Origin of the sequence: Candidatus Pristimantibacillus lignocellulolyticus (genome assembly GCA_023639215.1) — a bacterium.
In the GTDB taxonomy this organism is placed as follows: domain Bacteria; phylum Bacillota; class Bacilli; order Paenibacillales; family Paenibacillaceae; genus Pristimantibacillus; species Pristimantibacillus lignocellulolyticus.
On sequence record CP097899.1, the window covers coordinates 643,359 to 667,216 of the forward strand.

Below are 23,858 nucleotides of genomic sequence, written 5' to 3' on the forward strand. Positions count from 1 at the left end.
TCATTATATGCGAGTACTAGCAAATACATGTAGAAATTGTTACTGCTAGCTCGTCCTACTGCGCGTTTTGGAATGTTTTTAAGTTAATGAGATAAAATGCGCAGTATTGGTGCGGTAGATTATTTTTATGGTCTATGATGCTCGTATGCGCAAATTTGAAGTTATAGACACTAAATTTCATGCCTGTGGAAATGGTGTAAGAGGAATTAATACTATAGAGCTAGCGATACAAATAAGTCGCTACATCTCCATTTATATGAGTAACTAGCAATATTTCTTTCCCTAAAAGGGATGCTTAACTATATTTATGAGAAAGCTTACAAAATAACTTTACGTCCATGTAGTTTTACCGCTATACTATACATATACGGTTTTTGAAATTTAGTTTCACTCTATGAAACTAAATCGAATTAATAACAAAAAGGAGACTCATGATGGCTACTCAAAATGAATATTCTGTTCGTTCCACATTAACCTCTGGCGGTAAAGAATTCACTTATTATCATCTTGGTGGATTAGAGAAACAAGGTTTCAATGATATTTCTAGACTTCCTTTCTCAATTAAAGTGCTTCTAGAAGCAGCAGTACGTCAATTCGACGGTCGCGCAATTACTTCTGAGCATGTAAAACAATTGGCTAACTGGGCTAACGGTCGCGAAGATAAAGAAATTCCATTTATCCCTGCTCGTATCGTATTGCAAGATTTTACAGGTGTTCCCGTTGTTGTTGATTTAGCAGCAATGCGTGACACAGTGAAAAAAGCTGGTGGAGATCCTAAGAAAATCAACCCACTCGTTCCTGTAGATCTAGTTATTGACCACTCTATCATGGTAGATGCTTTCGGTACTCCTGAAGCTCTTGAATATAATACTAAAGTTGAATTTGAGCGTAATGAAGAGCGTTACCGTTTCCTTCGTTGGGCACAAACAGCATTTGATAATTTCCGTGCCGTTCCTCCAGGAACTGGTATCGTTCACCAAGTTAACCTTGAGTATCTAGCATCTGTTGCTGCTACTAAAACAATCGATGGCGAAACAGTTGTATTCCCTGACTCTCTTGTTGGTACTGACTCTCACACAACAATGATCAACGGTCTTGGTGTTGTTGGTTGGGGCGTTGGTGGTATCGAGGCTGAAGCAGGTATGCTTGGTCAACCACTATACTTCGTTATGCCTGAAGTTATCGGTTTCAAATTAACAGGTAGCCTTGCTGAAGGTGCTACTGCGACTGACCTGGCTCTAACTGTTACTGAAATGCTTCGTAAAAAAGGCGTTGTTGGTAAATTCGTTGAGTTCTTCGGTCCTGGTCTATCTAATATCTCTCTTCCTGACCGTGCAACAGTAGCTAATATGGCTCCTGAGTATGGTGCTACTGTTGGTTTCTTCCCAGTTGATAGCGAGACGCTTTCATTCATGCGTCAAACAGGTCGTAAAGAGGATCAAATCGAGCTTGTTGAAGCTTACTATAAAGCACAAGATATGTATCGTACTGATGCTACTCCAGATCCTGTTTTCTCTGATATTATCGAGCTTGATCTTTCAACTATCGTGCCGTCTCTTGCAGGTCCAAAACGTCCGCAAGACCGTGTTGAACTTACAAATATGAAGCAAGCATTCAATGATATTATCCGTAAGCCAGTTGATAAAGGTGGCTATGGTCTATCTGAAGAAAAAATTGCTCAAAGCGTTCCAGTTAAGCATCCTAACGGTGCTGAAACAGAACTGAAAACCGGTGCAGTTGTAATCGCAGCTATTACAAGCTGTACGAATACTTCTAACCCAAGCGTAATGCTTGCTGCTGGTCTAGTAGCTAAAAAAGCTGTAGAACGTGGTCTTACTAAGCCTGCATACGTGAAGAGCTCTCTAACTCCTGGTTCTCTAGTTGTTACAGAATACTTGAACAAAGCTAACCTAATCGCACCACTAGAAGCTCTTGGTTTCCATGTTGCTGGTTATGGTTGTGCTACATGTATCGGTAACTCTGGTCCACTTCCAGAAGAAGTTAGCCAAGCTATTTCTGACAATGATATGACTGTTGGAGCTGTTATCTCTGGTAACCGTAACTTCGAAGGTCGTGTTCATGCTCAAGTTAAAGCAAACTATCTTGCATCGCCTCCACTTGTAGTCGCTTATGCGCTTGCTGGAACGGTTAACATTGACCTTTCAACTGAAGCAATTGGCTATGACGCACAAGGTGAAGCGGTATACTTGAAAGATATTTGGCCAACAAATGAAGAGATTAAGCAAGCCGTTGCTTCATCACTTAATCCTGAAATGTTCAATAGCAAATACGAGAACGTATTTACGCAAAATGAGCGTTGGAATGCTATTAATGTTCCAGAAGGCGAAAGCTATGAGTGGGATGAGAAATCAACATATATTCAAAACCCTCCATTCTTCTCTAACCTTGGTACAGAGTTGAATCCGATCGCTGATATTAAAGGTTCTAACGTACTTGCATTAATGGGCGATTCTGTAACAACGGATCATATCTCTCCTGCAGGTAACATTACAGTGAACAGCCCTGGTGGCCAATACTTGATCGATAATGGCGTAGAGCGCAAAGACTTTAACTCATATGGTTCTCGTCGTGGTAACCATGAAGTTATGATGCGTGGTACTTTCGCTAATATCCGTATCCGTAATGCTGTTGCTCCAGGAACTGAAGGTGGCGTAACAACTTACCTACCTACTGAAGAAGTAATGTCTATCTATGATGCTTCCATGAAGTATCAAGCAGAAGGTAAAAACCTTGTTGTTATCGCTGGTAAAGAGTATGGTACTGGTTCTTCTCGTGACTGGGCTGCTAAAGGTACTTACCTTCTAGGAGTTAAAGCAGTTATTGCTGAAAGCTTTGAGCGTATTCACCGTTCTAACCTTGTAGGTATGGGTGTGCTTCCGCTTCAATTCAAAGCCGGAGAAAGCTGGAAAACTCTAGGTATTACTGGACGTGAAGTATTCGATATTACTGGTCTTTCTAACGATGTTCAACCTAGCCAAGAAGTTAAGGTTACAGCGACTCGTGAAGATGGTACTGTGTTTGAATTCGACGCTATCGTTCGTCTTGACTCACTAGTGGATGTTGATTACTACCATAATGGTGGTATTCTTCAAACAGTACTACGTCAAATGATTGCTAATATGTAATTATTGGAATAAAATATAAGACAAGAGGTAAGCGATCCGATAACGGAAGCTTACCTCTTTTTTGTATGCTATTTGCTTTTCTTTGTTAGATGTTTTTGTAAGTAATGTCGACATTATTTCTCTGCTGCTTAAACAGATCATCCTGATAGTCTTCAAAATCCTCAAAAGAGGTCACGATTTTCTCAGTCAGGAGATATTCATACAATTTCGAAAAATACACCCCTTCTTCATATTGATCACGAAAAAACTCGCTATCCAAAAATTGTTCTAATGTTAGATTCGCACTTTGCGACCATGCCTTATATAAAATTATTATGTCATTTTGCTGTAGACCATCTTGTTCGTTATTCAAGAGTTGATCTTTTATCGTTTCAGTAAAATCGTCTACTTCATCAACTTGAACGGTAATCCCTTTACTCTTGGCATCTACGATCATAAGCTGCCTTGCAACTAGATTATTAATAATTTTCTTATCATTCGTCTTTTTCGTATTCGCCCCTAACTCTCTAAACATTTCTGTAGTATATTTACTATATAAAAAATCAAATTTCGTCACTTGAAATTCAGAAGATTTCGCTATCACTTTATCTTTGTCAGCTATAGATTCATCATATATTTTATTATAGTAGCTTTGAATAATCTCTTCTTTACCAACGATGTTTATGGCAGAATTTGATGAACTAGCTTGTTCATTTTGATATATGAAATAGGAAATTAATGCAGCTGCTGTAATAATGATAAAAATGCCTATCTTTACAAACGTACTTTGTTTCAAATATTATCCCCCTCCTAAATTGACTTTTTCATTAATACTTAACAAAACTCATTTGATATTTGTACGTGTAATAATACAATTAAGTTTCCATATATTTCAAATTTATATCAATTTCCTACACAATTAAAATTATTATTAGTACTGCTAATCATCAAATGCTAAATAACCATAAAAAAACCGCACCTCTAACTGTTAGATTAATGTCTAACCATTAGGTGCGGTTCTATTAGCTGAGCTATATGTTATTATTGAGGATTTTCTGTATTGAAGTCGGAATTCACGATTACAATTTCAGCATTAGTTATACCAGGTAAAGAAAACGTCATCGCTGACTCATGATACGCTGTAATTTTCATTCCTACTTTCAAATCAGCACCATTATTATACATGGAGATCACTTTCGTCTTATCTGAGATATTTAGAATAATATCGTTACTCGTAGATTTGTCAGTGTTGATATCGATATAAACTTGACCTTCTGATGTAAGACTCGATGCTACAATTGTGCCTTCGACTTTGTTTGTTTCCATTGCTTTTACAACAATTTTATCCGCATGAGTTTGTGCAGGATAGATCATTGTCATGACTCCATCATAGTAAGCATCGACGCGAATATCATTTTTCAAATCTGATTTTGTTAATATTTTCCCATCTTCGTCCACAATTTTAGTCTTCTCATCCACAGATAAGATAACATAATCGGTACCACCTTTTTCCATTGGATTACCAATTACCGTAATACGATCATCTGTTACATTCGTGATAATACCATCTGTACCAATAGCATTTTCTTCGATTACTGTGTTCACCAAAATATAGTTAGATGTCGATTGTGGTGGAATACTCTTCGTAGTCGCAGGACCATAGAATGCTTTAACACTCATTCCTGGCTCTATCTTGTTCGCTTTAATTACTTTGCCATTTTGATCTATGATTTGAGCTTTGTTAGCAAATCGTAGAATAACCGTCTCTTCATTTGATGAGTAGAGGTCTGTCCCATTTACTACAATACTGTCTTCATTCACTTCGGATACTACACCATTTATTCCAAGAAAAGTGTAATCTTGAACAACAAGCGTTAGTGCAGTCCCTTGTGCGGGAAGGCTACGCGTAATGTTGCCTCCGTAAAAAGCTTTAACGACTCTTTTCTCATCCATAATCGTTTTTAATGCCACTTTATTACCTTTAGAATCAATAATCTTTGTATCTTTCGTAATCGATAGTACCATCTCGCTTTGATCATTTACAGCAAGACCTCGACCTAATACGGTAATGAATTTCCCAGACTTATCGTTAACGAAATTAGTTATTAATCCCATTGTAGCTGGAACAACTTTCGCTTGATATTGAATTAACCCTTGTCCATTATGAATCGTTGGGGGTGGAACTTGCTGTGCATTTGCAGTAAGCGGAATAATTGTCATGGCTAGAATAGACGTTGTAGCTATCATCTTGTACATTTTGTTCATCTGATTTTCCTCCAATTGAGTGCCTGAATTTTTGTAGTTGGCTTACTTGCTTACTCATATAAAAACGGGAAAATTTTCTTGAAAGTTGCACAAATAGATAAACAGCTTGTTATAAGCCTCTATAAGTGATCGTTCTGTGAACAAAATGTACGATTCTTAAATATCTAACCAATATGAAAATTTACAATGTACCATTCACCAGTCGCCCTTCATACCATACTGCTTTTCGCTCTGCTCTTCGTGCTATTGCTTCTGCAGAACAGCTTGCCTGTAGTAATACAAAACTTGCTATATCTCCAGTCTTAGGCCACACCTGATCGCCTTTTTGATCGAGCGGCGTTATTCCACCTGTAATGAATCCAAGCGTTTGCGAAAGTGACAATTCATCACTACGACCATACAATTTGGCAAAGAGTCCTGCCGTCTCTAATAAATCCCCATTTCCAAAAGGAGACCAGTGATCCGTTAGACTATCCGTTGCGAGCTTCACATTTACTCCGTTATTATAGAGCATCGGAAGTGGCATCATCATTCTACCAATCGGAACGGTTGATGTAATAGACATACCAAGTGTTGCCATCCTTTTTGCTACTTCCAGTGCTTCTATGGGGTCGGCACCTGCAAACCAGAACGCATGACTAACCGTTACCTTGCCATGTAATCCTGCTTCTTCGGTCAGATCAGCTAGACGCATCAGCGTTTGCTTACCTTCATCGTTGCCATCATGTAAGTGAATATCAATACCAGCATTATTCGAAACTGCTAACTCTACCGTCGTCTGAAGTGACCTTTCAATATCTCCATCGACAGAGAATGGATCTACTCCACCTACCAGAGTTGCGCCCTCTGCCAATGATTGTTTTACGAGTTGAACCGAATCTGAACGAAGAAGCCCATGCTGAGGGAAAGCTACAATTTCAGAAGATATTTTACTTGAGAATGTGTCAAGAGCTCGCTTAGTTGCTTCTAAACGCTGCAGCCCGCTAACAGGCTCGATATTACTATGACAGCGAACATGAGTAGCACCAAATCCCTGAATAAGCGTCAAGATGCTCTCCGCTTGTTGTTGGGCCGTTGGAAGGAGCTTCGGTAATAATACTTTCTCCTCTTCGATTCTTTCGAAGATGTTTGATACTTTTTTTACTGCTTTCCACGGTCCATCATAATACGTTTTATCCAAATGAATATGTGCCTCCTCGAAAGGAGGGAGCATCAATAATTCTTTACAATCGTATTTGGGAAGATTACTTTGTAGATCTTGTTCTGCTCCAATAATTTCAGCAATGATATTACCTTCAATTCGAATATGGCAACGCTTCGTACTCGTACCCGCCACCTGTTCATTTTCATAAATATAACCCTGCTCCAACATTACATTCGTTAACCAATATGAATTATTCAACATGTGTTCTCTTTCCCTTCGCATAATTCAGATTCATTGAGCGTTTACTAATAAATTCTCAATGGCAGTAAACTTATTGTTTCTTGCATGTTCCAGAGGTGTAACCCCTTTGTTATCTGGAATCGTGACATCAGCTCCATGCTCGATAAGAAGCTGAATAACTTGTTGTTGTTGTTCCCCGCCATTATTTAATATGATTGCTTCCATCAACGCTGTCCACCCAAGATCATTAATGTGATTAACATTAACTTTAGAACGCGTAAGCAACTCTTTAACAACCTCAACATATCCGTGTTCCGAGGCGGGAATAAGTGCTGTTCCACCAAAACGATTCGTGATCGTTGGATCAGCGCCAGCATCGATTAATACCTTTAATATCTCCAATAACCCCTCCGCACCCGCATATAAAAATGGATTATCTAAGTTGTTCGCTTGGAGATTAATATCTGCCCCGGCTTGGATTAACGCTTTTACTGTATCTACTTGATTCCCATGTGTAGCTGCTAGAATTGCTGTGCGCCCTTGATCATCTGTTGCGTTAATGTTTACTCCGTCTTCGATCCATTGTAATACTTTATCCGTTTCTCCGCTTTCCGCAGCTTGTATGTATGATCGTTCCATCAAAGTCACATCCTCTTTCATTAGACTTTCATTCGTTTGACATCCTGTCAACAGCCCTATAATAACAAATATCATGAAGTATCGTATAATAAGCGACCTCTCTCTTTAGCATCAATTTCTATTTTAAACGTGGTGTTTCTTTCATAAATTCATTATAAACGACCACTTTAAATCTGCTCTTAAGAAAGTATAAACAATTTATAAACAAAATGATAAATCTCATTAAAGGTTTATAGAACTGCTAGATCGTGTATAATAATCGAGCTCTTTCTTTAGACTATAATTCTATGGTACCATAGCCACTATCAAACTAAAATTATTCAAGTGACTCATTATTCATACTTTTCGATTCGGCTTCAATAGGAGGAATAAACCGTTGTCTATTCGATTTAGGCTACTGCTTTCATTCACATCTGTGGTAGTTGTTTCTGTCATTTTATTCGTTCTGACAGCGTATTTGCTTTCAGTTGCAGTAACAGGCGATTTCCGCAGTATTAACAGCTTCTACAATATTCATTATTCCCTTCATCCGTTATCAGAAGAAGAGGAAAACATATTTATTGAAATGAAATATTTGGCCAAGCATGACCCTGAAAAATTAAAGGATCAGCTACTGTTAGAGAAATATGATTATCAATTAAAGATGGTGCAAGCTGGACTTGTTGTCCGCAGAAACAATGAAATTATATATGCAGCTCCAACTATTAATGATACGGAGCTCATATCTAGCCTGCCATCATATGATATGGACAATAATTCGATTCGCAATACAATGAATGTGGGAAGTAGATTTTACTCCTATGCTAAATTTGATTTCTTCTTCTCATCCGAGACAGGTGAACAAGGTAGCGTCTTTGTCATTCGTGAGAGAAGCCCGTTCGCAGAGGTCGTTCGTACATTACTTCCTATTCTCATATGCATATTCGTTGCTATTTTATTATTAACTGGATTTTTGCTTTATAGATATGTGACTCGTAAAATCATTCATCCCATTGATAGACTTAGACAATCTGCAGAACATATTAAAAATGGCGATCTGACGTTTGAGTTGCAAACCACATCTCGTGATGAGTTGGGCCAACTTGTTCTAACCTTCGATCAGATGCGTCAGCAATTGTTTAATTCCATTCAGCTTCAGCTTCATTATGAGGAAAATCGAAAACAACTACTGTCGAATATTTCGCATGATTTAAGAACTCCGATTACGACGATAAAAGGCTATGCCGAAGGCATACGAGATGGAGTGACGAATACACCTGAGAAACTCGACAAATACGTGGGTGCGATTCATACCAGAGCGACAGACATGGAGCGACTTGTCGATGAACTGCTATTCTACTCAAAACTTGATTTGAAGAAGGAACCTTTTTCGTTCAGGCAAGTGGAGCTAAGTCCATTTCTTCATCGTATCGTAGATGAATTAGCAATCGAATTTGACAACCAAGAAGTTAATGTAACATGGGTAGAAAACATTCATAGCCCAATCTTTGTACTTGCAGATCAAGAGAAGCTGAAACGCGTAATTATGAATTTACTCGACAACTGTCTTAAGTATATGAACCAGTCCCCTAAACAATTGACCATTGGGATTGAGCGGCAAGAGGAATATGCAATTATTAAAATCGAGGATAACGGTCCTGGCATTGATGGGGATTCCTTACCTCATATTTTTGAACGTTTTTATCGAGTGGAGCCTTCACGCAGTCAAATTGCTGAGGGAAGTGGACTTGGACTTGCGATCGCCCAGCAAATCATCGAAGGCCATGGTGGTACAATTTGGGCAATTAGTGAACCAGGTCAAGGTACAAGCATCTTTTTCACATTAAAAATTTTTATAGATCGACGGTGATCGTACATGAAACGAATACTAATTATTGAAGATGACCCTTACATTGCTGAGTTACAAAGAGATTATTTCATGCTGCATGACTATGAGGTCCAGTTAAGCCATGATGGACAAGATGGACTTATGAAAGGTCTAAGCGGAAAATATGATCTTATTATTCTTGATCTACAACTGCCCGGAATAGACGGTTTCGAGATATGCAAGCAGATACGTGAGAAAATGGACATCCCTGTCTTAATTGTTTCGGCAAAAAAAGAAGAAATCGATAAAATTCGCGGCTTCGGTCTTGGTGCCGATGACTTCGTTACAAAGCCATTTAGCCCTAATGAACTGGTAGCAAGAGCGAAAGCTCATCTAGCAAGATATGAACGTTTCACAGGAAGAAATAAGGTGAACGGATCGGACAGCTTACATATTCGTGAACTATCAATCAATAAATCTTCACATCGAGTATTCGTACACAGCAAAGAAGTGATGCTCACTGCAAAAGAATTCGAGGTGCTTGTTTTCTTGGCTGAAAATCCGAATAGAGTATTTAATAAAGACGAACTGTTTGAAAGAATTTGGGGGTTGGAATCAAATGGTGAGATCGCAACAGTGACCGTTCATATTTCACGTATTCGCGAAAAGATCGAAGCAGATCCTTCCTATCCACAGTTTATTGAGACCGTTTGGGGTGCAGGTTATCGGTTCACGATCTAGCAGTTTTATACATCTTAGAAGAGATTTATCATTTTGTTTATAAATTGTTTATACTTTCTTATGAGCCGTTTTAGAGTGGTCGTTTAAGATGAATTTATGACAGAAATGCCACTTATAAAACGAGAGGAAGATAAATAATGAACAAAGTAAATCAAAAAGTAGCTATCGTAGCACTAACATCACTAATCGGCGGTGGCGCATTGCTGCCCTTTCAAGCACATGCTGCATCATTGGCACCAGTAGCTAATATTCAACAAGCTGCTGTGACGAATTTCAATCAACAGGCTGAACAAGCCATTCAACACTTAATTAATAAAGGTGTTCTTAAAGGCTATACTGATGGAAATATAAGAGCAGAAAAACATGTGACAAATGCTGAGCTTATTAAAATGATAGTATTAGCACTTAACCTCGATCCAAGCGGTGAAGTACAGAATAATGAAGGCAAAAAAGATAAGTGGTATACATCTTATGTTGACACGGCAATCGATAAAGGTCTTATTGATAGTGCAGATAAATTCCAACCGAATAAACCAGTATTGGGTACAGATGTTGCTGCAATGCTTGCGAAAGCTTTACAGCGTGATACTAAATCCGTTCAATATTGGATGGAAGATTTCCAGATTGCTAATGATAAAATAACTCGTGGTCAAACGGCCCAGCTACTAGTGCTATCAGAGAAAGCTATTCGTTCCTCATCTGCTGAGATCGTATCAATTAAAGCATTAAATAAAATTACGTTCGAGGTGACGTTCACTGCTCCACTTACGTTGGAAGATGAGACAACAGCAGCAGCGAATGCTAATTTCGCTTTTGACCATGACTTAAAACTCGTTAATCAGCCTCGTCTTAAAACAGGAGCTATCGCTACTTATATCGTACCGGTACAAACGATGACGCCGGGAACAACATATACAACAAATTATAAAGGGAATAAAACTCATACCGTAACTTCAAGCGATGAGTTGATTCGTTTTAACGAAGTCCGTCAAGTTACATCTGACACTTTCGAAGTAGACGCCTTACTTGCTGACGGTGTAGTAGATTATGGTTATCTAATCTCTGCTTATGCAGGCGGTCGTGGATCAAATGCAATCGTATTAGATGAAAATAATAAGTATAATGGACAAACGATGCAGGTGATTTCATCCCTTGCTACGAGACAAGCAACTCTCACACCAGAAAGTGGAGAACCTATTACTGTTGGGTATGTTGGATACACACAATCAACAGATGGCAAGCAAGAACCGAAATTCCGTCTTCCAGCTGGTACATCTCTACAGCCAGGTGTGAAGTATACAGTAACCTCGAACTGGTTCGAGCTAGACAATAACACATTCACTGCTAGGACCATTTCTCCGCTTACTATTGCATCTGTAGAGAAAGTAGATGCAGCTACCATCAATGTTACACTTAGTGAGGATCCAACGGATGAGTTGTTTGCTTATCGTTCCATTGAGCTAAAAGGCTCGGACGGTACGACGCTTACAGCACAATATAAAGTACAAACTCGAAAAGGTGCAGTTGGTGTGTTTGAATTGCAAAACAACGGTAAGCTTGTAGAGGGCGTTAATTATGAGATTACACCAGTAGGAAGCTGGGCAGTTGCCAATCAAGTGACGCTGAAATAATCTCTATAGAAAAAGCTCCCGGAATCTTAAAGGTTCCGGGAGCTTTTTCATCTTTGTTATACAATCTTAATCTTATATCTGTACCGATCATCATTATCTATTACATCGTTATCATAGCCCGCTTTTTGAACTACTTGTTTCAATAAAGGTTCAAATCGTTCGGTTGTCAGTACCAAGAAGATGCACTTCAGCGGAAACGAGTAGCACAGCGTACGTTTTGTGTACGTGAGCACACGCAAGCTTTCGATGAAGGGCATATTCGATGCCGACTACGCTACGCTAGAGCATAATCATCGTAATCACAAGCGAGCGATTTGAACTACTACTTACTCAACCTTGAACTTCCCTACAGCTTTTCTAAGTTCACTAGCCAACGATCTAAGCTGCTCAGATGAGCTAGCTACTTCCTCTACAGAGGCTAATTGTTCTTCGGAAGCAGCTGCAACCTCTTGAGAATTAGATGCTGAATGATGTGCCATACGTTCTAACTCTACTAATGAAGCAGCAATTTCTTCACTGCCCGCAGACATTTGCTGAGATGCAGCTGAAACTTCTTGCACTTGTTCAGATACTTCCTTCACTGAGCGAAGAATCGAGCGGAATGATTCACCAGACGCATTCACAAGTTCGGAACCAATTCTAGTCTCATTCGCTGAACTTGATAGTGACGCTGTCACCTGCCCCGAGCGACTTCCAATCTCATTAAGAATTTCAGAAATTTCATTGGATGACTCTTTCGAGCGTTCTGCAAGATTACGGATTTCATGCGCTACAACAGCAAATCCTTTACCATATTCACCAGCTCGAGCTGCCTCAATCGATGCATTTAATGCGAGTAGGTTCGTTTGATTAGCTACATCAGCGATATGGGATAGAATGTCACCGATGCGATTGCTTGAATCATTCAATTCTTGCATAACCTCTGCTGCGTTAAATACTCTTTGCTCAATCGTATTCATTTGCTCTACTGTTTTATTAATAACGGTTTCGCCTTGCATCGCCAGATCAGACGTATCAGCAGCCAGCTCAGATACAACAGATGATGACTCCGCAATTTTTTGTATTCCAATAGTCATCTCCATCATGGCACGTTGACACTCTTTTGAACTCGCAAGTTGAGTCTCAGCACCCGATGCCACACTTTGAATCGCTGTAGCAATTTCGTTAGTAGCAGCTTCTGTCTGCCCCGCTGTCTCCTTCAAGCTTGTCGAGGAATCAGAAACTTCTCGAGAAGTTCGTTCAATTTGAATCGTTAGTTCACGTAAACTTATGATCATCTCATTAAATGCTTGCGATGCCTGTCCAATCTCATTGTCAGATGTAACTGGTACTTGAACTGTCAAATCTCCCAGTGCTGCTTTCTTAGAACTTACTGCTAATACACGCAATGGTCTAATCGCCACTCGAACGAGTATTACAATTAGAAATATTGCCAATAATGAACATACCAATCCAATTAAACTACTTTTTATTAACAACTTATTGATACGTGTTTCGACTTTATCATAGTCAAAATCCAGACCAAAAACAGCAATTACTTTTCCATTTCCGTCCATAATCGGACTCATATACGCAATCCATGTACCAAGTTCATCTTCGTAAGTTTGCGAAAGTCCAGCATACTTCTGCTGTGTTTTCTTATATGCTTCAGTATATATATCGTTTGAGATATAGGCTGAACCAGAATCAAAACCTGATTGCGCTAGATTCTCACTACTTTGCAAAAACTGTAGCTGCGTTTTTCCATCTTTATCAATCGTGTCTACAGAAAAATAATAAGCATTTGTAAGTACATCATCATCAACCATAGCGTTCAATAATTTTCTTATTATGGTTAACTCGTTCTCCGGTCCTTCCTGACCAGCCTTTAAAGATGATGCTACTGTTTCAATAAGATTAGCATTAGCTTGTGCCTGACCTGCCAGCTTGCTACCCACCTCATTAAATTCATTATATACTTCATCTTTTTGAGCGAAGTAAGAAATTTGAGTCGTTATAGCATTTAATGCAATTAATATTATTGCCAATACAATGGAACAAGTAACTACAAGACTTCTGCTTTTTATCCATCTTATCAAAATTAGCACACTCCCTATTATCTGTATGTATTCACTAACTGAACGTAGGTTATTTTACATGATAATTGTTAGCTCCATACCTTTATACATATTAGAAATATATTAGGAGTTTTATCAGCATGCATCTCTTCCGTCTTTGTTAAGTGCTAATTAATATATCGGTTAAAAATATATTATTGTGTAGATTAATTGACTACATGATAATAATTACCGATATTTATCAATGATATTTATCACTAAATAGGACTATTAATTTATTTTTACTTATTAAGTATTTAATTTCCACTTAAAATTAAATACAATGAGAACCTCATAACACTTAACTTCGATAAATAGCTTTTTACTACTTATGTAAAAAAAACAGACCACCTTTAATAGATTTTAAGGTGGTCTATGCTATATAACTTCAATTAGACAACTACAATCTCGCCATCATACTCATTCGCTTTGCTGATCCTTGTAGAATCGGCGCAAAGTTCTTCATCGACTCCATTGTCAATCTACTCGACGGTCCAGACACAGCTAGTGCGGCGATCACTCCACCATCACGATCAAAAATCGGCACAGATATTGCGGCTACTCCACTTTCACGTTCCTCAAAACTTACCGCATAGCCTTGCTCCATTACATCTAACAACTCAGATTCATACGTCTCCATATTATTGCCTTCACGTAATTGCCATGATGGATGTGACCATATTTCATGCTGATCTAATTGCGAAGCAAAGGCAATAAGCACTTTACTCGATGCTCCTGCATATAGCGGGAAGCGCGCTCCAACGGGAGCAACACGACGAACAGGCTCATGACTTTGTATAGACTGAATTCGAATTCTTTCCACACCAGATCGAACATAGATACTTACTGTTTCACCTAGTTGATCGCGCAGACGCTCCATTTCTTTCTGCCACATCGTTGATTGGTCACTTTCAGGTGCCAAATTCGCTGATAACTCCCACACCTTTAATCCAAGCTGATATCGTTCTGTTATTTGATCACGCTCGATAAATCCTTTTTCTACAAGAGTCGCAAGCATACGATGAACTGTGCTTTTATGTAAGCCAACATGCGCAGCAAGCTCCGTCATCGCCCAAGAAGGTTTTAACGTGAAACATAATAATAGATCCAGTGCTCGCTCGACCGATCTAACAGTAGATTTACCTTGCTCCATCCTTCTCATCTCCTAAAACTTTTCATCTACTTCTTGATATACTACTTAGCTAATGAAAAGTTACTTCGTAAATATTAGCTATAACTCTTCGTATACTTCTTAAAATTATTCTATTTATATTATGACATGCTCATGCAGTCTTATGTTTCATTGTATAAAACTTATTTTCAAATTCATTGATATTCGTTCTCATTAAGTATACTTCATCATTCTTATTTCTGTAAATTAATATTTCTTTCGCTTAACGAAGTTATATTACAGTTACTTTACAAAAGCTCATAGTAGGTTGACAGTAATTCCATTGGGGTCTAGCATTATTAACAACGACATCAATGCTTAATGAAACGGATGTGAAATTAATGGACAGTGGCATCGAAACAGTACAGGGTCGTACTACGCAACTTATCGTACCCGAGCATAAAAAAAACATTCGCTTCAGACATTTTCTACTAGCCATTGTTGTTGCAATCTTTTCATTTCTAGCGATTATTATACTTGTAAGTCATGCCATTATTGCTTGGAATCTAGCGTATCCTTACGTTCCATCTTTAGAATCAAATCCATATGATGAAAAAGAACTATCCTATGAAGTTGCTGTTTATCCTAGTAGAAGTGGCGAAACGACCGTAGATAGTTGGTATATTCCCGCTTCTATCGCTGAAAGCAGAACCGCATCCAAACAAACGATTATTCTTAGTCATGGGTATGGTGCGAACCGAGAAGAAACTTGGGTACCTATGTACGATTTGGCTGAACTTATGAATGAGCTCGACTATAATGTTATTATGTTTGATTATGGTTATGCTTCTAAGGCATATAGCGCTCCCGCTACATGGGGGAGTGAGGAAAAGAATCAATTACTCGCGGTAGTAGATTATGCCCAGCAGCGAGGCGCAGAGAAGATTATTGTATGGGGTTTCTCTATGGGGGCTGGCACAGCATTACAAGCTGCTCTAGAATCTGACCAGATTGATGCTCTTATATTAGACAGTTTATTTTTACCGAGCCCAGATACGCTTTATACGAATCTACAACAATATGTAGATTTACCTAAGTATCCGACTACAACGATTATTAGTGAATTGTTACCATTATGGACGAATCATGTCTTTTCGAATACACCTGCCCAATCGATCCTTGCTAAGCATTATGACATCCCACTATTTATTGTTCATGGTACAGCCGACAATAAAGCTGATTATCATATCGCAGAGCAAATTGCTGGTAATCAGCACAATGTACATTCAAGTCTTTGGGTTATCGAAAACGGTCAGCATGAATTATTATTCCGCAAAGATCCTAATCGCTATATGAAAAATATATCGGAATTTCTAAGTAACATATGATTATACGCTGATTCAAAACTTGCTTTCAGAAACAAAGCTTCCATCAATTCCAAAAAGAAGTCCCGCTAGAATAATTTTTAGCGGGACTTCTTCAAGTTTCGTTCGGTTTCAAGAGTATTCCTTTTTTAAATAATATTAAGCTTTGTAAGTTTTGTCTAATACTACAATTGGTTTTATCGTCGAACCGTTTTTAGAATCTGCAAAGGCTTGTTCAATCTGATCGAACTCGTAGAATTTGATAAGTTTATCTACTGGAAACTGACCATTTTTGAAGAATTGAACTAATTTAGGAATGATTAATTGTGGTACCGCATCACCTTCGATAACGCCTTTAATTGTTTTTGCTGGTCCAACAATTTCAGTGAACACGTTTAATGTTAGATCCCTTTTACCTACAGCAACTGTGGCGATTTCACCTTTCACACGCAAGCAACGAATACCTGCCAATATTACTTCTGGTACTCCAGTCGTTTCAAGTGCATAGTGTGCACCTTTACCTGTGATTTCGCTGATTTTCGTTGCTACATCTTCCTGCTTGCTGTTAATTGTATGAGTTGCTCCTAGTTCTTTTGCTAATTCAAGACGGCTATCATGAATATCTACAGCGATAATTGGATAGCAGCCTGCAATTTTCGCTGCCATCATTCCAGATAAACCAACTGCCCCTGTCCCAAATACTACGAAGCTTGTACCTGGCTCTGGAGCTAATGAGTTAAGTACTGTACCACTTCCCGTCATAATACCGCAGCCGAATGGTCCTAAGTAACGAAGGTCTATTTCTTTGTCTACTTTAACAACGTTTGTTTCTCCAACAGTGGCATACGTTGCAAATGATGATTGACCAAAAAATAGAGATATGTCTTGACCTTCTTCCGTGTGAAGTGGTGTAACACCATGTTTGTTTTTACCACCAAAGTTTAAGGGTAGCATGTTTTCGCAGCCACCTGCGTTACCTTCTAAACAGTTGTCACAATGTCCACAATAAGAGAAACCAAGTACGACGTGATCTCCTGGTTGAATAGTCGTTATATTCGCACCAACTTTTTCTACAATCCCAGCACCTTCATGACCTAAAACGACTGGATATGGAACAGCTATAGATTTGTCTAATATTGTTGCATCCGTGTGGCAAATCCCCGTAGCAACAACTCTTACTAATACTTCATCAGCTTTTGGCTCGTCTAATTCAATTGTTTGATGTTCGAAATCAATAGCATCTGTTGTTATCATTGCTTGAATTTTCATCAGTTTACCTCCAAAAGTTGAATACGAAAAAGATTTCTCGACATGATAGTAGTTCCCCCTCTGCTCATAAATTTATTCGATTTATGAGAAAAAGTTAGTGTAATCAAAACGTTTAACAATAAAATTAGATATTGTCAGAATAAGAACAACGCGAGAAAATATTTCTTACCACCCTTGATTTTTAGAAAATTATGGATATAATATTTTTAAGCAATATGCTTCAGAAGAGCTATTGCTAGAAGAGATGAGATAATTTTAGATGAGATTAGTGAAGACGAGGAGAGATGAGATTATGAATAACAAAGAGTTATATGCTCAACAAGGGGTTGCGATGACATGTCGCTCCTTCGAGGAATATCAATCGATGTTCATGTTAGATGAGGTTATGTTGGCAACAGGAAAAATACTTGATATTGCAGCTGGAGCTTCATCCTTTACAGCTGAGTGTATCCATAGAGGATACGAAGCAACTGCTTTCGACCCGCTTTACACATTATCTAGCGAACAAATATATGAGTTCGGGAAGCAACAGCATCACATCGCTTCTGAAAAACTCAGTTCCAAAAAGGATGCCTTTGTTTGGAATTATTACAAGGATCTACAAGAGCATGATAACATCAGAGAGCTTTCACTAGAAAAATTTATTGAAAGTTACAAAAATGATACTAGCAAAGAAACTTATGTGAATGGAAGGTTACCTACTTTGCCATTTCAAGATGATATGTTTTCTTGTGTAGTTTGTAATCATTTTTTATTCCTATATCAAGAACAATTTGATTACTCATTTCATGTGGCAGCGATCAAAGAGATGATTAGAGTGACCAAAAAGGGTGGTATTATTCTTTTATATCCTTTAGTGGGCTTTAAGGATGAGCTTTATCCCCATCTCGATCATTTACAGCAAGAGCTAAGACATATGGGTGTCGATGTTAGCATACGGAGTACTCCATTCCGCTTTCTTCCATCAGCTGATGGTATGTTAGCTATTCATAAGTAAATTCATGAAATTATGAAACAGACAATTAGTTAATCAATAACAGAAAGACCCCTGAACATTGGATTACTCGCTCATCATTAGCTATGAGCAATACAGTCCATCAATTTTTCAGGGGTCTTTTTCACTTCATATAGGTTATTGCAAAATAATATTGTTCACTTTCATTACGATTGTGTGTAGCCACGTGCTATAAGTTGATCTCTCGCTATCTCTTTATCATCGAAATGAGATTTTACCGTACCGATAATTTGATAATTTTCATGACCTTTTCCTGCAATTACAATAATATCTCCCGCTTGCGCTTCATTAATTGCATCTTCAATCGCTAGTTTACGATCAACATTCGTTGTGTAATGTTCTGCTGTCAGATGATTTGTCATATCCGCTAAAATCGCAATGGGATCTTCTGTACGTGGGTTATCAGAAGTGAAGTAGACATGGTCTGCCATTTCAATAGCGATATTTGCCATTAAAGGACGCTTTGTCCGATCACGATCTCCACCACAACCAACTACACAGATTAACTTCCGCGGCTCAAGTTGTTGTGCGGTACGTAGCACATTTTCTAAGCTATCCGGTGTATGTGCATAGTCTACAACGACGGCAAATGGTTGCCCTTGCTGTACAGCTTCAAAGCGTCCTGGAACTCCTTCGACTCCTTCAATTGCCTCTTTAATTTGATCCAGAGAAAGTCCTTCGGGAATAACTGCACTAATAGCTGCTAACAAATTATATACATTGAATTTACCAATTAATTTCGTTGATAGCTCCAATTCACCTAATGGCGTTGTTAACGTGAAACTTGTACCAGCAGCAGTAATATTGATGTTCGTCGCTCTTACTAGTGCATCCTCTCCAAGACCGTACGTTATAATTTGCGCTGAAGTCTTTCTAGCATAACGCTCACTCCAAGGATCATCACTATTCAATACTGCATAACTTGCTTGCTCGTAATCATTCCCTAATTGAGCAAACAAAAGCCCTTTTGCCTCACCGTAGGCTTCCATCGTTACATGATAATCAAGATGGTCTTGCGTTAAGTTAGTAAATACAGCTGTTTTAAAGCGACATCCATGTACCCTACCTAGATCAAGGGAATGAGATGATACTTCCATTACAGCGTAATCTACATCTGCTTGCTTCATATTATAGAAATAACGTTGCAGTTCATAACATAATGGCGTTGTTAGCTTGGCTTCTTCTTGGTATCCTGGATAACGAATTTCAATTGTACCGATTACGCCCGTCTTATGCTGATGATATGTTAAAATATGCTCTATGAGATTCGTAGTTGTAGTTTTACCGTTCGTACCAGTTACACCAATTAGCTTAAGTTGATGAGTTGGTGAGCCATAGAATTCATCTACCATTATAGAAGCTGCTTTACCAGTATCAGGAACTAGAATATAAGTAATGCCTTCTACATATTGTTCTTGTTTATCTTGAATAACGATGATCTTCGCACCATTCGCGATAGCTTGAGGAATGTAGTCATGACCATTTTCCTTAGCACCTTTAGTACATACAAACATGTCATTATCCTTGATTGCTCTAGAATCATTGTGTATTCCCGCTACTTCAACATCGACGTCTCCGATGATGTGAGTAAATAATAACTTATTAATAAGCTGTTCTAACTTCATTACAGAACACTCCTTTATATGAATCACTTATATATTATATGATTAAGATAGCTAAACTAATTCTTGACTTTAAGCTTAAGAATTTCATTTGTTTAACTCCATAAGAATAACGCAAATTATCAAAAAAAGAAACTTCCGAATCGTTCAATATCGAACGATTTGGAAGTTTCTTTCTTTAAGTGCAAGCCCGCTTTTTGAATTACCCTATTACAATGAAAGTTCAAAAAGAGGGCTTTCGCAAGTCGAGAAGATGCACTCCAGCGAAAACGAGTAGCACAGCGTACGTTTTGTGTACGTGAGCACACGCAGGCTTTCGATGGAGGGCATATTCGATGTCGAATAAACTACGTCAGCGTTCTCATCATTATCAAAGTCCGCTTTTTGAACTACCACTTCAAATGAAGGTTCAAAAAGTGGGATTTCAGAATCAAGAAGATGCACTCCAGCGAAAACGAGTAGCACAGCGTACGTTTTGTGTACGTGAGCACACGCAGGCTTTCGATGGAGGGCATATTCGATGTCGACTAAGCTTACGAAGCCAATCATCGTTATCAAAGTCCACTTTTTGAACTACCCTATAAATTATTGCTTAAGTAAGGACATAAACTCCGCCCTTAACGCAGGCTCTTGCTTGTACTCTCCACGTAAAGCAGTCGTAATCGTCTTACTACCAGGCTTTTTAACACCTCTTGCACACATACATAGATGTTCACCCTCTACTACGACAATAACACCACGAGGAGATAATTCTTCTACTAATACGTCCGCAATTTGAGTAGTAATACGCTCTTGTACTTGTAATCTACGTGATACTGCTTCAACTAGACGAGCCAATTTGCTCAATCCGACGATCTTTCCACTAGGTAAATATCCTATATGAACCTTACCGAAAAATGGAGCCATATGATGTTCGCATTGACTATAATATACGATATCTTTTACGATTACGAGTTCTTCATGATCTTCGTCGAACATTGCTCCTAAAACTTCACGTGGCTCAACTTCATAGCCAGCAAAAATCTCCTCATACATACGAGTCACTCGTGCTGGAGTCTCAAGCAAACCTTCACGTTCTACATCTTCACCTATTAATTTTAAGATTTCTGTTATATGCCCTTCAATCTTATCTCGGTTGCTAGAAACCTGCGAATTGACGTAATCTTTCTTCCCCGCCATTCAGTAGTTCGCTCCCTCCTGCCCTCGTTACTAACTAGCGAGGGAACTTCTGATTTTTCATCATATTTTGAGCTTTTTGCATCTGTTTATTGTTCAGATTATAGCCCATTTGCTTAGCCATCTTCTGTAGCATCTCAGGATTATTCTGCATATTTTCAAGCTGCTTACGCAAGTAGTATACTCCAATAAGGAAGCCAACTACTGCACCAATAAGAAGCGTTACAATCGGAATCACATAATTATACCATTCCATAATTTCACCTAGACCTTTCAATGTTATGTTAGCATTGCATCACTGTATAATATCATGATACAAAACTTTAGGCAATAATTCTCACTTACTTTTACCACTATTAATGTTATTTATTGACAAATTAATTTGGTTAATTGTTTCTTTATCTTTCTCTCTTACCATTGCCGATTGTAATACAGCTAATGATTCGTCCCCACCTATTCTGCCGAGTGACCATGCAGCAGTTGCTCGCAAGACCTCTCTAGGATCATCCGTTAGCACTTTCGTAAGCGCAGGGACTGCTGTCGAATCTTTAAAATTCCCTAATGCAATAACTGCATTCCGTTGAATTGGTTTTTTACCACGCCATGCTGCAGAAGTATAGCCATATTTTTCTTTGAACTCCTTATTTCCTATTGTTAATAGTGGAATAAGAAGCGGCTTTGCGACTTCAACATCTGGAATCAAATCTTCATGATGTGTCCAGTTTTTCCCACGATTGATCGGGCAGACTATTTGACAGGTATCACAACCATACAATCGGTTTCCTATTTTACGCATATGCTCATCCGAGATCATCCCTTTAGTCTGAGTTAGGAATGATACACATTTCTGAGAATCTAATTGTCCGGCTCCGACTAATGCTCCAGTAGGACAAGCATCAATACATTTCGTACATGTACCACATTGTTCCGTCACCTCATCATCTGGGGGCAACGGTAAATTAGTTATGATCTCCCCCAGATAGATCCAAGAACCTAGCTCAGGTGAAATAATCGAACAATTTTTTGCACTAAATCCGATGCCTGCGCGCTCGGCTACAGCACGATCAGACAACTCCCCAGTATCAACCATACTCTCACTACGCAACTCTGGCTCACGCTCTCTTAACCATGCTTCAAGCTTGTCCATTCGATCTCGCAGTACATAATGATAATCATTGCCCCAGGCAGAGCGTGCCATAATACCACGTCTGGCACCCTCTTCTGATTTGGGAGCATTCTCTAACTTGGAAGAATATGCAACAGCAATGGCGATAATACTTTTAGGTCGATCAAATATAAGGGAAGGATCGGTTCTACGATCCAAATCTTTTGCCTCAAAGCCTGACTCTCTACCTAATTCACGATGTCGTATCAACCGCTCTTTTAATACAACGAAAGGATCAGGTGATGCAATGCCAATCGCATCTATCCCCAAATCCCTAGCTGCTTGCTTTAATTCATTTTTTAATTTTTGCCATTTGTCCATCACTTACAAGCTCCTAATTGCCGCTCTGGCCAATTCATCACAACGATTATTAAATTCATTATCGCTATGTCCTTTCACCTTCACGTATTCCACACGATGTTGCTGCATCAGTTGCCATAGTTGTTTCCATAGATCTTGATTCTCAACGGGTTGCTTCTTACTATTCATCCATCCATTACGCATCCATCCAAAAATCCAACCTTTTTGAAAACAATTCACAACGTATGCAGAATCACTATATACTGTCACTTGGCATTTCTCATTCAATACTTCTAACGCTTTAATAACTGCTAGTATTTCCATTCTATTGTTCGTCGAGTCCCGCTGACCGCCACTTATTTCTTTACGATGTTCTCCGAAGAATAATATGGCTCCGTACCCACCAGGCCCTGGATTGCCAGAACAAGCACCATCTGTATAAATCTTTACTTCCTTCAAGTTATATTCACCAACCTAGTACCATTCGAATTTGTTAAATGGGAATATAATACCGTCTATTCTACCAACAATCGTTGCTTCTGCTACCGGACCAAAAGATCGACTGTCATTGCTCATCATAAGTTTGCGGTTATCACCCATAACATAGTACATACCTTCTGGTACAACAATATCTATCTCTTGTTGCCCTTCAATTTCTGAATCGGTGTATGCTTCTTCAACAACTTCACCATTTCGAACAAGTTGACCGTTAACAATCTCTATATGGTCTCCTGGTCCACCTACGACGCGCTTCACAAAATATTTATCATCAGGATTATCTGCTATTCTCGGATTTTTTAATACAACGATATCATTCAATTTCGGAGATGAAATATGATATACTATTTTATTAGAAAATAACCATTCTTTATGAAGCAATGTTGGTTCCATCGATTTCCCACTGACTATAGCAAGAGAAAATAAAAACATCTGTACAAGAAATACGATAATAAATGCAATAACAATCGTTTTAATCCAATCCCATATTTCAGTTATCATAATCTAATATCCCCTCCTCGCAACATTCTGCCCATTGCGAATAGTAATGCTTAATGTTTTTTTAACAATATTACAATAATACCTTACTCTACTACCTTCTATCAATGTTATTAAACTTTTCACTATAAAACAAAAAAAGCATATCTGTG

20 protein-coding genes are annotated in these 23,858 nt (G+C 38.5%); 7 read left to right on the forward strand and 13 right to left on the reverse strand.

Annotated elements, in window-relative coordinates; translation table 11 throughout:
- Positions 1 to 431: 431 nt before the first annotated feature.
- Positions 432 to 3,146, forward strand: a complete 2,715-nt coding sequence (acnA, locus tag NAG76_02630; GenBank protein URN95172.1) for an aconitate hydratase AcnA — start codon at positions 432 to 434, stop codon at positions 3,144 to 3,146.
- An 85-nt stretch (positions 3,147 to 3,231) separates the two neighbouring features.
- Here acnA and NAG76_02635 read toward each other — a convergent pair whose 3' ends face one another.
- From NAG76_02635 to NAG76_02650, 4 genes are all read right to left on the reverse strand, one after another.
- Complete coding sequence (locus tag NAG76_02635; GenBank protein ID URN95173.1) at positions 3,232 to 3,921, reverse strand: SurA N-terminal domain-containing protein; 690 nt, start codon at positions 3,919 to 3,921, stop codon at positions 3,232 to 3,234.
- 245 nt (positions 3,922 to 4,166) lie between these two features.
- On the reverse strand, positions 4,167 to 5,390 hold the full coding sequence (locus tag NAG76_02640; GenBank protein URN95174.1) for a peptidase: 1,224 nt from the start codon (positions 5,388 to 5,390) through the stop codon (positions 4,167 to 4,169).
- A gap of 181 nt (positions 5,391 to 5,571) precedes the next feature.
- Positions 5,572 to 6,795, reverse strand: coding sequence for an amidohydrolase (locus NAG76_02645; GenBank protein ID URN95175.1), 1,224 nt, complete (start codon positions 6,793 to 6,795; stop codon positions 5,572 to 5,574).
- Positions 6,796 to 6,825: 30 nt separating this feature from the next.
- A complete protein-coding gene (locus NAG76_02650; protein ID URN95176.1) occupies positions 6,826 to 7,488 on the reverse strand; it encodes an ankyrin repeat domain-containing protein in 663 nt (220 codons plus the stop codon).
- 301 nt (positions 7,489 to 7,789) lie between these two features.
- Here NAG76_02650 and NAG76_02655 point away from each other — a divergent pair, with 301 nt between their 5' ends.
- From NAG76_02655 to NAG76_02665, 3 genes are all read left to right on the forward strand, one after another.
- Positions 7,790 to 9,262: a HAMP domain-containing histidine kinase gene (locus tag NAG76_02655; GenBank protein ID URN95177.1), complete on the forward strand. Its 1,473-nt coding sequence runs from the start codon at positions 7,790 to 7,792 to the stop codon at positions 9,260 to 9,262.
- A gap of 6 nt (positions 9,263 to 9,268) precedes the next feature.
- Complete coding sequence (locus tag NAG76_02660; protein ID URN95178.1) at positions 9,269 to 9,961, forward strand: response regulator transcription factor; 693 nt, start codon at positions 9,269 to 9,271, stop codon at positions 9,959 to 9,961.
- Between the two features lie 137 nt (positions 9,962 to 10,098).
- Positions 10,099 to 11,592 (forward strand): S-layer homology domain-containing protein, encoded by a 1,494-nt coding sequence (locus NAG76_02665; protein ID URN95179.1) that lies wholly within the window; start codon positions 10,099 to 10,101, stop codon positions 11,590 to 11,592.
- A 326-nt stretch (positions 11,593 to 11,918) separates the two neighbouring features.
- On the opposite strand, the gene NAG76_02670 is transcribed toward NAG76_02665, so the two are convergent.
- Complete coding sequence (locus NAG76_02670; protein URN95180.1) at positions 11,919 to 13,670, reverse strand: methyl-accepting chemotaxis protein; 1,752 nt, start codon at positions 13,668 to 13,670, stop codon at positions 11,919 to 11,921.
- Between the two features lie 418 nt (positions 13,671 to 14,088).
- Positions 14,089 to 14,841 (reverse strand): IclR family transcriptional regulator, encoded by a 753-nt coding sequence (locus NAG76_02675; GenBank protein URN95181.1) that lies wholly within the window; start codon positions 14,839 to 14,841, stop codon positions 14,089 to 14,091.
- Between the two features lie 359 nt (positions 14,842 to 15,200).
- Between NAG76_02675 and NAG76_02680 the strand changes: the two genes are divergently transcribed.
- Positions 15,201 to 16,187 carry a lysophospholipase gene (locus tag NAG76_02680; protein URN95182.1) on the forward strand — a complete coding sequence of 329 codons (987 nt, stop codon included), beginning with the start codon at positions 15,201 to 15,203 and terminating at the stop codon, positions 16,185 to 16,187.
- A 135-nt stretch (positions 16,188 to 16,322) separates the two neighbouring features.
- Here NAG76_02680 and NAG76_02685 read toward each other — a convergent pair whose 3' ends face one another.
- Entirely contained in the window at positions 16,323 to 17,432 is a 1,110-nt protein-coding gene (locus NAG76_02685) for an NAD(P)-dependent alcohol dehydrogenase (GenBank protein ID URN95183.1), read from the reverse strand.
- Positions 17,433 to 17,724: 292 nt separating this feature from the next.
- On the opposite strand from NAG76_02685, the gene NAG76_02690 reads away from it, so the two are divergent.
- Positions 17,725 to 18,429, forward strand: a complete 705-nt coding sequence (locus tag NAG76_02690) for a class I SAM-dependent methyltransferase (protein ID URN95184.1) — start codon at positions 17,725 to 17,727, stop codon at positions 18,427 to 18,429.
- 164 nt (positions 18,430 to 18,593) lie between these two features.
- Here the strand turns inward: NAG76_02690 and NAG76_02695 are convergent, their stop codons facing one another.
- Positions 18,594 to 20,072 (reverse strand): UDP-N-acetylmuramoyl-L-alanyl-D-glutamate--2,6-diaminopimelate ligase, encoded by a 1,479-nt coding sequence (locus NAG76_02695; GenBank protein ID URN95185.1) that lies wholly within the window; start codon positions 20,070 to 20,072, stop codon positions 18,594 to 18,596.
- A gap of 332 nt (positions 20,073 to 20,404) precedes the next feature.
- Here NAG76_02695 and NAG76_02700 point away from each other — a divergent pair, with 332 nt between their 5' ends.
- The gene (locus NAG76_02700) at positions 20,405 to 20,641 is read left to right on the forward strand and encodes a hypothetical protein (GenBank protein ID URN95186.1); all 237 of its coding nucleotides are present in this window, start codon (positions 20,405 to 20,407) and stop codon (positions 20,639 to 20,641) included.
- A gap of 13 nt (positions 20,642 to 20,654) precedes the next feature.
- Here the strand turns inward: NAG76_02700 and folE are convergent, their stop codons facing one another.
- The 5 genes from folE to lepB form a co-directional block, all read right to left on the reverse strand.
- On the reverse strand, positions 20,655 to 21,248 hold the full coding sequence (gene folE / locus NAG76_02705) for a GTP cyclohydrolase I FolE (protein ID URN95187.1): 594 nt from the start codon (positions 21,246 to 21,248) through the stop codon (positions 20,655 to 20,657).
- A 34-nt stretch (positions 21,249 to 21,282) separates the two neighbouring features.
- Positions 21,283 to 21,501, reverse strand: coding sequence for a YneF family protein (locus tag NAG76_02710; protein URN95188.1), 219 nt, complete (start codon positions 21,499 to 21,501; stop codon positions 21,283 to 21,285).
- Positions 21,502 to 21,582: 81 nt separating this feature from the next.
- Positions 21,583 to 22,731: a tRNA epoxyqueuosine(34) reductase QueG gene (queG, locus tag NAG76_02715; protein URN95189.1), complete on the reverse strand. Its 1,149-nt coding sequence runs from the start codon at positions 22,729 to 22,731 to the stop codon at positions 21,583 to 21,585.
- A 3-nt stretch (positions 22,732 to 22,734) separates the two neighbouring features.
- Entirely contained in the window at positions 22,735 to 23,169 is a 435-nt protein-coding gene (gene rnhA, locus NAG76_02720) for a ribonuclease HI (protein URN95190.1), read from the reverse strand.
- A 15-nt stretch (positions 23,170 to 23,184) separates the two neighbouring features.
- Positions 23,185 to 23,709 (reverse strand): signal peptidase I, encoded by a 525-nt coding sequence (gene lepB / locus NAG76_02725; GenBank protein URN95191.1) that lies wholly within the window; start codon positions 23,707 to 23,709, stop codon positions 23,185 to 23,187.
- Positions 23,710 to 23,858: the final 149 nt, after the last annotated feature.